This is a genomic window from Flavobacterium laiguense, assembly GCF_003097655.1.
Classification (GTDB): Bacteria; Bacteroidota; Bacteroidia; order Flavobacteriales; family Flavobacteriaceae; genus Flavobacterium; species Flavobacterium laiguense.
Map to the genome: position 1 here is coordinate 24,995 of NZ_QCZH01000028.1, position 14,793 is coordinate 39,787.

General features: G+C 36.1%; 9 protein-coding genes. 8 read left to right on the forward strand and 1 reads right to left on the reverse strand.

Features of this window, described 5'->3' with window-relative positions:
* The first annotated feature begins 2 nt into the window (after positions 1 to 2).
* The 8 genes from DB891_RS16165 to DB891_RS16200 all read left to right on the forward strand — a co-directional run bounded on the left by DB891_RS16165 (position 3) and on the right by DB891_RS16200 (position 12,280).
* The gene (locus tag DB891_RS16165) at positions 3 to 2,267 is read left to right on the forward strand and encodes a GH92 family glycosyl hydrolase (protein ID WP_116764618.1); all 2,265 of its coding nucleotides are present in this window, start codon (positions 3 to 5) and stop codon (positions 2,265 to 2,267) included.
* 58 nt (positions 2,268 to 2,325) lie between these two features.
* Complete coding sequence (locus DB891_RS16170) at positions 2,326 to 4,599, forward strand: GH92 family glycosyl hydrolase (RefSeq protein WP_116764619.1); 2,274 nt, start codon at positions 2,326 to 2,328, stop codon at positions 4,597 to 4,599.
* A 7-nt stretch (positions 4,600 to 4,606) separates the two neighbouring features.
* Entirely contained in the window at positions 4,607 to 6,070 is a 1,464-nt protein-coding gene (locus DB891_RS16175; RefSeq protein WP_116764628.1) for a glycoside hydrolase family 125 protein, read from the forward strand.
* Positions 6,071 to 6,099: 29 nt separating this feature from the next.
* Positions 6,100 to 7,191, forward strand: coding sequence for a glycoside hydrolase family 18 protein (locus DB891_RS16180; protein WP_116764620.1), 1,092 nt, complete (start codon positions 6,100 to 6,102; stop codon positions 7,189 to 7,191).
* A gap of 62 nt (positions 7,192 to 7,253) precedes the next feature.
* The gene (locus DB891_RS16185) at positions 7,254 to 9,557 is read left to right on the forward strand and encodes a beta-N-acetylhexosaminidase (RefSeq protein ID WP_116764621.1); all 2,304 of its coding nucleotides are present in this window, start codon (positions 7,254 to 7,256) and stop codon (positions 9,555 to 9,557) included.
* Positions 9,558 to 9,649: 92 nt separating this feature from the next.
* Entirely contained in the window at positions 9,650 to 10,552 is a 903-nt protein-coding gene (locus DB891_RS16190) for an ROK family protein (protein WP_116764622.1), read from the forward strand.
* Positions 10,553 to 10,613: 61 nt separating this feature from the next.
* A complete protein-coding gene (locus DB891_RS16195; RefSeq protein ID WP_116764623.1) occupies positions 10,614 to 11,609 on the forward strand; it encodes an isoaspartyl peptidase/L-asparaginase family protein in 996 nt (331 codons plus the stop codon).
* Positions 11,609 to 12,280 (forward strand): copper homeostasis protein CutC, encoded by a 672-nt coding sequence (locus DB891_RS16200; RefSeq protein WP_116764624.1) that lies wholly within the window; start codon positions 11,609 to 11,611, stop codon positions 12,278 to 12,280. The genes DB891_RS16195 and DB891_RS16200 overlap by 1 nt, the downstream gene beginning before the upstream one ends.
* 93 nt (positions 12,281 to 12,373) lie before the next feature.
* Here DB891_RS16200 and DB891_RS16205 read toward each other — a convergent pair whose 3' ends face one another.
* Positions 12,374 to 14,713, reverse strand: a complete 2,340-nt coding sequence (locus tag DB891_RS16205) for a TonB-dependent receptor domain-containing protein (RefSeq protein WP_317046013.1) — start codon at positions 14,711 to 14,713, stop codon at positions 12,374 to 12,376.
* Between the last annotated feature and the right edge of the window lie 80 nt (positions 14,714 to 14,793).

The window sequence follows — 14,793 nt, forward strand, 5'->3', positions numbered from 1 at the left end:
AAATGAACTTAAAAAAACACATAATTGTCTTTACAGCTTTACTAAGTATGGTATTGACGGATTCTTCTTATTCGCAGAAAGTAATAAAGAAAACGAGTGAAAACTACACAAAACACGTTAATCCGTACATAGGCTCTGGAGGCCACGGTCATGTTTTTGTTGGAGCCAATGTTCCTTTTAGTGCTGTTCAATTGGGACCTTCTACAATTTTTGAAGGTTGGGATTGGTGTAGTGCTTATAATTATTCGAGTAACACCATTTTAGGATTTACCCACACCCATTTGAGCGGAACAGGAATTGGAGATTTGAATGATATTCTGCTTTTGCCTCTTACCGGAAAAATGTCCCTTAAAAAAGCAACCAAAGAAGACGCAAGTGGTTATGGTTCTGCCTTTTCTCATGCTAATGAAGTCGTAAAACCGGGTTATTATAGCGTTCTTTTGGATAAATACAATGTGAAAGCCGAGTTGACAACAAGTGAAAGAGTAGGGTTTCATAAATATACTTTCAATTCGAAAGAGGAAGCGCATATTTTGCTGGACTTAGCAGATGGAGTAGGATGGGATAGTCCAAAAGAAACCTTCATCAAGAAAACAGGAAAAAGAACCATTGTAGGATATAGACATTCGAAAGGGTGGGCTGCAGATCAGCGTTTGTTTTTTGCCATGGAATTTTCAGAAGATATTTCGAATGTTTCGCTTTATGATAGTATTGCGGTTGTAAACGGAATGGAAGGAAAAGGGTTGAAAATGAAAGCGGTACTAGATTTTAAAAATAAGGCAAAGAATGTCATTATGGTAAAAGTGGGGCTTTCTCCCGTGAGTTACGAAAATGCTTTGACGAACATAAAAGCTGAAATTCCTCATTGGGATTTTGCTCAGTCGGTGCAGCAAGCCGATGCCAAGTGGAATAAAGCTTTAGGAAAAATAGACATTAAAGGAGATGCTGATACCAAAACAATTTTCTACACTTCGTTGTATCACACCATGTTTGCGCCTTCCATTTTTAATGATGCCAATGGCGATTACAGAGGAACTGACAAGAAAGTGTATAAAAATGCAGGATTTGTAAACTACACCACTTTCTCTCTGTGGGATACGTACCGTGCTTTGCATCCACTTTATACGATAACCCAAGAAGATAAAATCAACGATATTGTCAAAACTTTTTTAGCGATTTACCAACAACAAGGCAGGTTGCCAGTTTGGCATTTGATGGGAAATGAAACTGATTGTATGAATGCCAATCATTCTATAGCAGTCATTGTTGATGCCTATTTTAAAGGGTATAGGAACTATGATGTAGCATTAGCCTTTGAAGCAATAAAGAAAACGGCGATGCAAACCAGAGCCGGAATGGATTATGTACAGAAACTACAGTATATACCTGCCGACAGCCAACTAGAATCAGTTGCCAATGCAATGGAATATGCGATTGACGACTGGTGCATAGCCCAAATGGCAAAGGACTTGAAGAAAATGGACGATTATGCTTATTTCACTAAAAGAGCAGAATTGTACAAACAATATTTTGATAAAAACACCGGATTTATGCGTGGGAAGCTAAAAAATGGTCAATGGCGTGAACCATTCAATCCACTTTCTTCGGCCCATCGTAAAGACGATTATGTAGAGGGAAATGCTTGGCAATATACTTGGCTTGTTCCTCAAGACCCTTATGGTTTGATTGAATTATTCGGAGGCGATACAAAATTTATCGAAAAATTCGACCAATTATTTAAAATTAACGAAAAAGTTGAAGGCGAAGAAGCTTCTCCCGATATCAGTGGTTTGATAGGTCAATATGCTCAAGGAAATGAACCAAGCCATCATATCCCTTATCTTTATGCTTATGTGGGACAACCTTGGAAAACAGCTGAAGTTGTCCGTGAAGTTTTCGATAAATTCTATACCACCAAGCCTGATGGAATCTGTGGTAACGAAGATGTGGGGCAAATGTCGGCGTGGTACGTACTTTCTTCAATGGGATTCTATGCTGTAAATCCTGCCAACGGCATTTATGTTATGGGAAGCCCAGCAATTGATGAAGCTACAATTCACTACAAAAAGGATGTTTCTTTCAAAATACTGGCTGTGGATAATAGCAAAGCGAACAAATACATTCAAAAAGCAGAATACAATGGAAAAGCGTATACCAAATCATACATCACCCATGATATGATTGTTAAAGGAGGAGAGTTGAAATTATATATGTGGAGCAAACCTTCAACAACTTGGGGAGTAAAAAAAGAAGATAGACCACAGTAAATTTCAGATTTCAGAATTCAGATTTCAGAATAAATATATTGCCAACATTTTATAAGGTATGAGAAAAATAATAATTATTTGCGGGTTGCTTTTTGCTTTTACTACAGTAAAGGCACAGGTTAAAATATTAGATCCGGTAGATTACGTCAACCCTTTGATGGGGACACAATCAGTACACAGTCTTTCAAACGGAAATACCTATCCTGCAATTGCGCGACCTTGGGGAATGAATTTCTGGTCTGCACAAACGGGTAAAATGGGAGATGGTTGGATGTATTCGTATACAGCCGAAAAAATACGCGGTTTCAAACAAACCCATCAGCCTTCACCATGGATTAATGATTACGGACAGTTTTCAATTATGCCAGTAACGGGTAAGTTGGCTTTTACAGAAGAGGACAGGGCCAGTTGGTTTAGCCATAAATCAGAGACGGTTAAGCCCTATTATTACAGTGTTTATCTTGCCGATTTTGATATTAAAACCGAATTGACTTCTACAGAAAGGGCTGCACATTTTCAGATTACTTTTCCTAAAAACGATCAATCTTCTATTGTGGTTGATGCGTTCGATAAAGGATCGTATATCAAAATCATTCCTTCCCAAAACAAAATTATCGGTTACACCACACGTAATAATGGGGGTGTTCCTGAAAATTTCAAGAACTATTTTGTCTTGATTTTCGATAAACCTTTTGAGTTCAATTATACTTGGAATGAAAAAGGGTTGGAGAAAGGAAAACTCGAAATGCAAGCAGATCATTCTGGTGCTGTTATTGGGTTTAAAACCAGCAAGGGAGAGAAAGTGAATGTAAAAGTTGCTTCTTCATTTATTAGTTTTGAACAAGCAGAATTGAATTTAGAAAACGAATTAGGTACCGCTACTTTTGAGCAAACAGTTTCGGAATCTAAAAAAGAATGGAATACAATTTTAGGAAAAGTAACTATCGAAGGAGGAACAGACGAACAATTGAAAACTTTTTATTCTTGTTTGTATCGCACCGCTTGTTTTCCACAAAAACTATATGAAATTGATTCTAAAGGAAAAATAATTCATTACAGTCCATATACAGGTAAAGTTTTGCCAGGTTATATGTTTGGCGGGACTGGTTTCTGGGATACTTTTAGGGCATTGTATCCGATGCTGAATTTAATTTACCCTTCCATAAATAAAGAAATGCAAGAAGGATTGGTAAATGTTTATAAAGAGGGAGGCTTTCTTCCAGAATGGTCAAGTCCAGGATTTAGGGATTGCATGGTTGGAAATAATTCGGCTTCTGTGGTTGCCGATGCCTATCTAAAAGGTGTGAAAATTGAGGGTATTCAAACTTTGTATGAAGCACTTTTAAAAGGAGCAAACAGCGAAGGTCCAAATGCTACAGGAAGAAAAGGAGTTGAATTTTACAATAAATTAGGATATGTGCCTAATAATATTGGGATAAACGAAAGTGCCGCAAGAACATTAGAATATGCTTATGATGATTTTACAATTTGGCAATTGGCCAAAGTGCTGAAAAGACCTAAAAATGAAATTGAATTGTACGAGAGACGTATGATGAATTATAAAAAGGTTTTCAATCCTGAGTTTAAGTTAATGAGTGGTAGGAGCAAAGACGGCAGTTTTCCTGAAAATTTCAATCCGTTTAAATGGGGTGGCGATTTTACCGAAGGAAATAGTTTGCACTACAGCTGGAGTGTGTTTCATGACATAAATGGATTGATTAATTTGATGGGAGGACAAACACAATTCGTCTCTAAACTGGATGAAGTTTTTACTTTGCCCCCTGTTTTTGATGATAGCTATTATGGAGCGGTTATTCATGAAATAAGAGAAATGCAAATCATGAATATGGGACAGTATGCTCATGGTAATCAACCCATACAGCATATGATTTATTTATACAATTATGCAGGAGAACCCTGGAAAACCCAATATTGGTCGAGAGAAGTGATGAATCGATTGTACAAACCTACGCCAGATGGATACTGTGGTGATGAAGACAATGGACAAACATCGGCTTGGTATGTTTTTTCTGCCATGGGATTCTACCCTGTTTGTCCGGGAACGGATGAATACGTTTTGGGAGCGCCATTATTCAAAAAAGTGACGTTGCAATTGGAAAATGGTAAACAAGTTAATATCAATGCTCCAGATAATTCAGACGGAAATAAATATGTTCAGGAATTAAAATGGAATAATTCAGCTTACGGCAAGAATTATATCAATCATTTCGAATTATTAAAAGGCGCCAACTTGTATTTCGAGATGAGTAATTCGCCTAATAAACAAAGAGGAATTTCAACGGATGACTTTCCTTATTCAATATCAAAATAATACGAATATGCAAACACGTAGAAAATTTATAAAAAACACAGGAATTTTTTCGGCTGGACTTCTGGCGTTGCAAACAGATGCTTTTGCACTAAATTCGGATGCTGTTTTTAATTTAGATTTAAAAGACTTCGTGAGTCAACGTCCGCCATTAGCACAAAGGAAATTTACTAGTGATGCTATTGAAGCGGCTATTGTACGCATTAAAAAACAAATTGCGAATCCGGAATTGGCTTGGTTGTTCGAAAACTGTTTTCCCAATACACTTGATACTACAGTCGATTTTGAAATTATCGATGGCAAGCCAGACACGTATGTCATTACGGGTGATATAGACGCCATGTGGCTTCGTGACAGTACAGCACAGATTTGGCCTTATATTCCTTTCGTAAAAGAAGATAAGAAATTGGGAGAGCTTGTAAAAGGGGTAATCAACCGTCAGACGAAATGTATTTTACTGGATCCTTATGCGAATGCTTTTTATAAAGATTTTAATAAAATTAGCGAATGGAAAAATGATATAACCAAAATGAAACCGGGCATCCATGAACGAAAATGGGAAATTGATAGCTTGTGTTATCCTGTTCGATTGGCTCACGGTTACTGGAAAGAAACTGGAGATACAAGCATGTTTGACAACAATTGGAAAGAGGCAATGAATCTGATTTTGCAAACATTCAAGGAACAACAAAGATGGACGGATAAAGGGCCTTATAGTTTTCAACGTGAAACGGCTTGGGCTACCGATGGTGTACCGTTGTCTGGATATGGTTATCCCGTAAAACCTTGTGGATTGATTGTCTCTACCTTTCGTCCTAGCGATGATAGCACGCTGTTTGGGTATTTAATTCCGAGCAATATGTTTGCGATTGAAATACTGGGCTATATGATAGAAATGTGTTCTACAATTTCATTAAAAGATGATGCTATTGTTTCAAAAGCAATGGAATTAAGAGAACAAATTCAAAAAGGACTGAAAGAAAATGGAATCATTACGCATCCAAAATTTGGAGAAATAATTGCATTTGAGGTAAACGGATACGGAAGTTTTCATTTTATGGATGATGCGAATGTTCCTTCGTTATTATCGTTGCCTTATTTGGGAGCTGTAAAACCGGATAATCCACTTTATTTGAATACAAGAAAAGTGGTTCTTTCAGATCATAATCCATTTTTTTATAAAGGAAAAGCAGCCGAAGGAGTGGGAGGTCCCCATACAGGAGCCGACACGATTTGGCCAATGAGTATCATACTTAGAGCGATTACAAGTGTTGATGAAAATGAGATTAAATACTGCATAGGGATATTAAAGAAAACCCATGCCGATACCGGTTTTATGCATGAATCATTTCATAAAGATGATGCCAAGCAATATACCCGTAAATGGTTTGCTTGGGCGAATACTTTGTTTGGAGAAATGATTGTTCATACAAGTATTAAGTATCCTCAAATTTTAAAAGACAAAAATATTTAATTTTCTTTCTTTAATTTAAATCGAATCCAATGACCACAAATATAAAACTTATTATTTTGTTGCTTTTAACGACTTGTTATGCAAATTCGCAAAATGCAAAAAAACTCGATATCATAGCTTATTACACAGGTGATAATAAATTAATAAATGAATATGAGGTAAATAAATTAACCCATATCATTTATAGTTTTTGCCATTTAAAAAACGGAAAATTAAATGTTGATACGCAAAAAGATTCTCTTGCCATTAAATATTTAGTGTCCTTAAAATCAACAAACCCACAACTAAAAGTGATGCTGTCTTTAGGCGGATGGGGAGGTTGTGAAACCTGTTCTGATGTCTTTTCTACCCCAAAAGGAAGAGAGGATTTCGCAAAATCTGTAAAAGAAGTTAATGCCTATTTTAATTGTGACGGATTAGATCTGGATTGGGAATATCCAACTATAGAAGGATTTCCAGGGCATCATTATCAAGAAGCCGACAAAAAGAACTTTACGGAACTTATCAAAATACTTCGACAAACTTTAGGAAACAAGAATGAACTAAGTTTTGCTTCTGGAGGCTTTCAAAAATATTTGGACGAATCCGTTGAGTGGAAAAAAATAATGCCATTGGTCGATCGTGTAAACATTATGAGTTATGATTTGGTAAATGGTTATTCAAAAGTTACAGGACATCATACCCCATTGTTTAGTACTAAAAAGGATGAAGAATCTACGGATAAAGCGGTAACCTATTTGTTGAAATTGGGAATACCTGCCAAAAAAATAGTTGTTGGAGCTGCCTTTTATACAAGAGTTTGGAAAGACGTGTCTAATAGCAAGAATGGTTTGTACCAATCAGGTATAGCAACATCTGGTGTAAATTTCAAAGAATATACCACATCATTTACCACAGCAAATGGGTGGAATTATTTTTGGGACCAAAAGGCAATGGCAGCCTATTGGTATAATGAAAAAGAGAAATTATTTGCTACTGGGGATGACATTCCTTCCGTAAAAGCTAAAACTGAATATGCTATAAAAAACAAACTGGGTGGTATTATGTTTTGGGAACTTGTTTTAGACAGCCCTCGTAATGGGATGGTCGATGCGATATACCAAATAAAAACAGCAAAATAGTTCAAATATAAATTAATGTGTCTTTCAAAATTAGAATCACTCTTAAAAATTTAAAAACCGTTATGCCATTCAAAAAAATAGTTTTACTACTTCTTTTATTCGTTTCAGGGCTAATGAAAGGTCAACAAATACTTCCAATTATTCCAAAACCTGCAGAATTGAAAATGGGTATGGGCAATTTTATAATTGATGATAATACAACTATCCATTATGATAAATCCCAAAAAGAGTTAAAAGCCAATGCTGATTTTTTGTCTACATGTATTAAAAATATTTCAGGATTATCTTTAAAAATGAATAAAAAGACAGCCAAGAAAATCGAATTTGTAATTGAGAAAGGAGTCACAGAAGAAGGGTACAAATTAAAGGTTTCGTCTAATTCAATAGTAATAAAAGCGAGCAGTTATAAAGGTGTTTTTTATGGGATGCAATCTGTATTACAAATACTTCCTGTGGTACGAACCAATGCAGAATTAGTAGTGCCTGTTATGGAAGTGAATGATTTTCCTCGTTTTAAATGGCGTGGAATGATGCTCGATGTCAGTCGTCACTTTTTTGGTCCCGAAGTGATAAAAGAATACCTCGATTTAATGGCATCCTATAAAATGAACGTTTTTCACTGGCATTTGGTTGATGGTGCAGGTTGGCGTTTGGAAATAAAAAAATATCCAAAACTTACGCAACAAGCGGCTTGGCGAGTGGATGACTTAAGTACCCCATGGAACTGGGCTGAGGTCGCGTTTAATGCAGACAGGAGCAAGTCAACTTACGGAGGTTATTATACGCAGGAACAGGTAAAGGAAATTGTGGCTTATGCCAAAGCCAGAAATATTACCGTTGTGCCTGAGATAGAAATGCCAGGACATTCGGAAGCTGCAATGGCGGCGTATCCGGAACTTTCTTGTAGCTCTAAAAACCATTTTGGACAATCAGGTGATTTTTTTGCCAGCAAGACGGATGGGAATTACTGCGCAGGAAACGATAATTCTTTTCTCTTTATTCAGGATGTATTGACAGAGGTAATGGCTATTTTTCCTTCGACCTATATCCATATTGGTGGGGATGAGGTTGATAAAACGAGTTGGAAACAATGTGCCAAATGTCAGGCCAGAATGAAAGCCGAAAATTTGAAAGATGAAAATGAATTGCAGAGTTATTTTATACGAAGAATTGAAAAATTTTTAGTTTCAAAGAAGCGGAAAATGATTGGTTGGGACGAAATATTAGAAGGGGGTTTAGCACCCGAAGCTACAGTGATGAGCTGGCGTGGAGAAGCTGGCGGAATTGAGGCTGCCAAAATGAAACACTATGTAATCATGACTCCAAATTCACCTTGTTATTTTGACCATTATCAAGCAGGACCAGAAGGAGAACCGCTAGCCATTGGAGGTTTTAATACCGTAAAAAAAGTGTATGATTATGAACCAATTCCTAAAGAATTAAATAAAGAGGAAGAGAAATTTGTAATGGGTGGACAAGGGAATGTATGGACAGAATATATATCCACTACCGAACATCTAGAATATATGGTGCTTCCACGTATGGCTGCATTAGCCGAAGTGTTGTGGTCGCCAAAAGACAATAAAAATTGGAATGATTTTAATGAACGATTGCAGTATCATTTTAGAGGATATGATCAAAAAGGGTTAAATTATTCTCCTGGAAATTTTACTGTTAGTATTAAACCTTCTTTTCAAAACGAACAATTGGAGGTAGCTCTTTTTACAGAAGCGTTGAATGGAGAAATACATTATACAACTGACGGATCTGAACCGACTTTGCAAAGTATGAAATACGAACAGCCAATAAAAATTAATTCGTCTTTAGAATTAAAAGCAGCTACCGAAGTAAATGATCAGATTAGAAGTGTTCAGGCCGCAAAACAAAACTTTGTTATGCACAAAGCAATTGGAAGTCCAGTAGTATACACTAATCCGGTAAGTGAATATTATCTTGCAGATGGACCTAATTCTTTAACGGATGGGGTTAAGGGGACTAATGCAAACGGTAAATATTGGCATGGTTTTTTTGCAAAAGATATGGTGGCAACAATTGATATTGGAAAAGGAAAAAGTATAAAAAGCATAGCTTTGGGATGTTTGCAAAATTATAACGACTGGATTTTTTTACCGCAATCCGTAAAATTTGAAGGGTCAACAAATGGGACGGATTATACAGAAATTAAAACGGTAAACAACTCAATCGATGCCAATCTAAAAAACATAAAGTATGATTTTGTAGCGACTTTTAACCCTCAAACAGTAAAGTATATTCGTGTGACTGCAAAAAACAGTCTCTGTCCTCTAGGTCATAGTGGCGAAGGAAAATCAGGGTGGCTATTTGTAGATGAACTTATAGTGGAATAAAAAAGGGAGGAATGATGTGAAAATTTAACAAAATAGGTTTTTACAATTGCCATAGACAATAAAATTACAAATAGTAAGATAAATAAAAGAAAATGAATAAAGTATATGCCATTGGATTGGACATTGGAGGGACTCATATTACAGCTGCAATTATAGATATTATTGACATGAAAGTCCTTGAATCTTCATTGTACAAAGAGTCTTTTGATTCTAATTTACCAGTAGACCAGGTTATGGATATTTGGGAAAAAGTGATTCGTATTTCTTTAAAAAATTCAGGAGTAGAAACAGTAATGGGGGCAGCAGTATGTATACCCGGTCCATTTGATTATGAAAAAGGTATTTGCTGGATAAAAGGACAGTCAAAATATGAACATTTTTATGGTTTAAGTATCCGGGATTTAATTAAGGAAAGATTTAGTTTTTCAGATGATTTTCCTATTTATTTCGAAAATGATGCGGTTTGTTTTGGTAAAGGGGAAGTTTATAAAGACAAAAATAATCTTTCAAAAATAGTGATGGCAATTACGATTGGGACAGGATTAGGTGCCTGTTTTATAGATAAGGGAATTTCAATTAATTCGGGAAGTTTGGTACCAAAAGAAGGGGAAATATATGACCTTCCCTATAAAAAGGGGATAGCTGAAGATTATGTGTCAGCACGTGGGCTTTTATCCAGTTATTTTCACTTGAGTGGAACTAAAGTTGCAAATGGATTGGAGCTATTTAATCTTGCTACGATTGGAAATGAATTGGCTATAATTGCTTTTGAAAAGATGGGAGAAGATTTAGCCCAAATTGTGATTCCTTGGTTGAAAAACTTTTCAGTTAATCATTTCATTATTGGGGGGAAGATAGCTAATGCAAGTGCTTACTTCTTGCCTTCTTTCGAAAAAAAGATTAAGGAGTCTGGCTGCGAAGTTAGTGTGTTAATTTCTACAGATAATGAAATTGCTGCTTTATTAGGAGCTTCAAGTCTGCTTTACACATTGTAGTTTTGAATTATAATTGGGATGAATATAAAAAATGATTTAGAATTGATAAAAAAAGCAGGATATGACAAATCGAAGAAATTTTATAAAGACAGCAGCGATAGCATCTGTAGCAGTGGCATTGAATTCTTTCAAAGGAGAATCCGAGGAGGCAAAATTGGTGTTATCAAATAAAAAAATAAAACCAATTGTTCTTTCTACATGGCGATTTGGAATACAAGCTAATGAAGCAGCGTGGGACATATTAAAAAGGAACGGCCGCGCTTTGGATGCAGTAGAAGCTGGAGTTAAAATCCCGGAAGGAGATCCGAAAGAACGGAGTGTGGGCTATGGAGGGAGACCCGATAGAGATGGTCGTGTAACTCTTGATGCTTGTATTATGGATGAGTTTTCCAATATTGGCTCCGTGGCTTGTTTAGAATATATTAAGCATCCCATTGCTGTAGCAAGATCAGTTATGGAAAAAACACCTCACGTAATGTTGGTTGGAGATGGAGCATTGCAATTTGCGTTATCCCAAGGCTTTGTAAAAGAAAATCTATTGGTCGAAGAATCAGAAAAGGAATGGAAAGAATGGCTAAAAACAAGTCAATACAAACCGATTGCCAATATTGAAAATCATGATACCATAGGAATGATAGCTTTGGATGCCAATGGAAATCTTTCTGGGGCCTGTACCACAAGCGGAATGGCATTTAAAATGCACGGGCGAGTAGGGGATTCTCCAATTATTGGAGCTGGTTTGTACGTCGATAACGAAATAGGTGCTGCAACTGCAACTGGACATGGAGAAGAAGTGATCCGAATTTCAGGTTGCCATTTGGTTGTAGAATTGATGCGCCAAGGAAAGTCGCCACAAAAAGCATGTGAAGAAGCTGTTGCGCGAATTGTAAAACTGACGAAAAATAGAAATAAAAACCTAAAAGACATACAAGTTGGTTTTATTGCCTTGAATAAACAAGGCGAATACGGCTCTTATTGTATTCAAGGAGGTTTCAATTATGCCGTTAATGACGCCACTGGAAACCGATTAATTGATGCCGACTATTTTTTAAAATAATGGAAAAAGGAAAACTTGAAATAGCGTGTTTTAATCCTCAATCGGCTATTATTGCCCAACAAAACGGTGCCGATAGAGTGGAGTTATGTGACAATATGAATGAAGGTGGAACAACACCAAATTTCGAAATCACAAAAAGTGTTAGAGCAGCATTGGAGATTGAATTAAACGTAATGATTCGACCTCGAGGAGGGGATTTTGTGTATTCAGATGATGAGTTTGAATTAATGAAAGAATCAATTTCAGCATTTAAGAAGTTGAAGGTGGATGGTTTTGTTTTCGGAATTTTAAATAAAGATGGAAGCGTTAACGAAAAACAAAATAAGGAGTTGGTGGCGCTTGCTAATCCATGTCCATGTACATTTCACCGCGCTTTTGATGAAGTAGCAGCTGTTTTTGTTTCTCTGGAAAAAGTGATTAATTGTGGCTTCAAAACCGTATTGACATCTGGACAAGAAAAGAATGTAGTCGAAGGAATTGATGTTTTGGCAGCATTAGTTGAAAAAGCCAACAGTCGAATTATAATAATGCCTGGTGGTGGTTTGCGTTCCTCCAATATTGTATTTTTAAAACAAAAAACAGATGCTCTTTTTTATCATTCATCTGCTATCACTGATTCCAGCGAAACGGCAAATGGAGATGAGGTAAAAGCTTTAAAAGCTACTCTATAATAAGTATAAAAACACATTTTTAAAACACAAGAAACCCCAGAGTTGGCATACTCTGGGGTTTCTTTCTTTGTAACAAATTATTAAAACTAATCTTTAAAATCCACCACTTCCTTGGGTTTCGTTTTTGTCTCTTGCTTTTCTTTGAATCGCTTTATTTTTTCCAGTTCCAAAACGATAATTGAAACCTACATAGGCGGTTTGGCTTTCCCAATGGAATTCTCCAGTTTGTATTTTTGGGTTTGTAGAATCGAATGAAAAATTCATGGTGTCGAAAACATCGCTTACTCGAGCCGTTATGGTTCCGCTTCCTTTCAGTACTGTGAGGCTAGATCCCAAATCTATTTTCCACATCGGTTTTCTTAAGAATTGCAATCCTAAATCCTCACCACGGTACATTCCAGTCAATTGAAAACGTAAATTTTTATTGGCTTTGAAGGTATTGCTTATGCGAGAATTGAAAGTGGTTACATCTACTTCTATATACTCCATTTCTACATAACCTTTGGTTTTTTTGTTGTATAAATCAAAACTAATATTGGCACTGTACCATTTTGTGAAATCTAGATTTCCGGAAAGTTCTACCCCATAGGCATTATTGTCGCCTAGGTTGGCATAAGATAAAATTAATTTTTCGGAATCAGTTGGGTTTTCAGAAAGAGTTCTTGAAATTTCGTCGTTGATTTGACGGTAAAACACTCCCGAAGTGATAGAACCTATTTTGGTTTTTCGAGTATAATTTAATTCAACCGAATTGGTAAATTGCGGATACAATTCTGGGTTTCCTTCCGAGTCTATCAGAGGTGTGCTCCATTCACGAATTGGATTTACTTGATCGATACTCGGCCTGTCCACACGTTTTGAAACACTAAAATTGAAGGAATCATTGTCATTTGGGGCATAATTTAAAAATCCAGAAGGATAAACCGTGAATAAGTCATCATTAAAAGTTCCATCGGCTTCATTTACTTTTTTAAATAAAGCATCTGCTGTGTATTTTTCAAAACGGGCTCCAACTTGGGCATTCCATTTTTTCCATTGTTTGGAGATAGTAGTATAGGCAGAGTAAATGTTTCTTTCGTAATTGAAATTAGAATTATAGTCACCATCCTTCAGAAAATTATTTTTGGTATTTTCAATTCGGGTTTCTAATCCGGCTTCCAGTTTGATGGTTTCTGTCAAAGGATTAGTGTAATCTAAATTGAGTAAAACATTCTCTCCTTTAGTTGTAATGTCATTCGTTTCAGGTTTGCTGAATACACTATTCTCAGTATTGTCATTGTTGCTATAATTACCTTCAAATTCAAGGGTGTGTCCTTCTTTTTTGAATTTTTTCTTGTAATCTAAATTATAGGTTTGAGTATAATTGTCATTTTTACTGTCAAATAATTGAGTGATACGTTTTGATAGGTCGATTTCTCCTGGGTTTGATGTATCTGGAAAATCTACAATTACTTCTGAGCGGCCATTTTCTTTGTTGATATTTTGGGTAGTGTAAATAGAAATGGTATTAGTGTCATTGAGATAAAAGTCAAGCCCCACTTTGGCTAAGTGTGCTGTGTTGTCATTTGTGAAATCAAAATTTTGGGAACTTTCTTCATTAGGCTCAAGCGTTTCGACATTTCCATAATTGTGATGTTTTCCCGTAGTTAAGCCATAATTAGCATACATATTCACTTTTCCGTTACGGTAATTCATGTCAAAAGATGAATTTGTTTTTGGGGTTTCACCAAAGGTTACGCCGCTATTCACACTTCCGTTAAAGCCTATTTTAGCATTTTTATTCAATACGATATTGATAATTCCGCTCATTCCTTCGGGATTGTATTTGGCCGAGGGATTGGTGATTAACTCAATTTGTTTGATGGATGTCGATGGAATTTGTTGCAATAATTGAGCTGCATCGACAGTACTCGGTTTCCCATCTACAAATATTCGCACATTCGAATTTCCTCTAAGACTCACGGCATTGGTTTGCGGATCTACACTTACGGAAGGAATATTATTCATGATTTCGGCAGCAGTAGCTCCGGCACTTAGTAAATCTTTGCCGACATTGATGATTTTTCGGTCCGTTTTTTGTTCGATTAACGAGTGCTCTTTGACAATATCAACTGATTGTAGTTCAGTAATATCTTCTTCCAAAAGTACTTCTATTTTGGAAGTCTTTTTTGTTGTACTCAATTCAAAAGTGGTAGTGTATTTTTTGTATCCAATGAATTCTACCTCTAAAGTGTATTTTTTTAATTCTAAGTTTTTAATAAAAAAGGCTCCATTATCGTCAGCTACAACGCCATTAATTATTTTGCCAGCATCTTTTATAACGATTGAAGCGTAGGGAACTGCAGTGTTTGTTGTTTTGTTTACCACTTTTCCCGACATAATACCGGGGTTTTCTGCTTGTGCTATTCCTATAAAACTCAATAGGAATAACACTAATAAGTAATGGTTAAAATTTAATGTCGTATTTTGTACCAATATTATTCAGCACAAAGTTTAATTTTTCTTTGAGGCTT

Bases quoted from the DNA above. Each gene is read 5' to 3' on its own strand.
- DB891_RS16195 (WP_116764623.1), top strand. From the start codon at position 10,614: ATGACAAATCGAAGAAATTTTATAAAGACAGCAGCGATAGCATCTGTA.
- DB891_RS16185 (WP_116764621.1), top strand. From the start codon at position 7,254: ATGCCATTCAAAAAAATAGTTTTACTACTTCTTTTATTCGTTTCAGGG.
- DB891_RS16165 (WP_116764618.1), top strand. From the start codon at position 3: ATGAACTTAAAAAAACACATAATTGTCTTTACAGCTTTACTAAGTATG.
- DB891_RS16200 (WP_116764624.1), top strand. From the start codon at position 11,609: ATGGAAAAAGGAAAACTTGAAATAGCGTGTTTTAATCCTCAATCGGCT.
- DB891_RS16180 (WP_116764620.1), top strand. From the start codon at position 6,100: ATGACCACAAATATAAAACTTATTATTTTGTTGCTTTTAACGACTTGT.
- DB891_RS16175 (WP_116764628.1), top strand. From the start codon at position 4,607: ATGCAAACACGTAGAAAATTTATAAAAAACACAGGAATTTTTTCGGCT.
- DB891_RS16190 (WP_116764622.1), top strand. From the start codon at position 9,650: ATGAATAAAGTATATGCCATTGGATTGGACATTGGAGGGACTCATATT.
- DB891_RS16170 (WP_116764619.1), top strand. From the start codon at position 2,326: ATGAGAAAAATAATAATTATTTGCGGGTTGCTTTTTGCTTTTACTACA.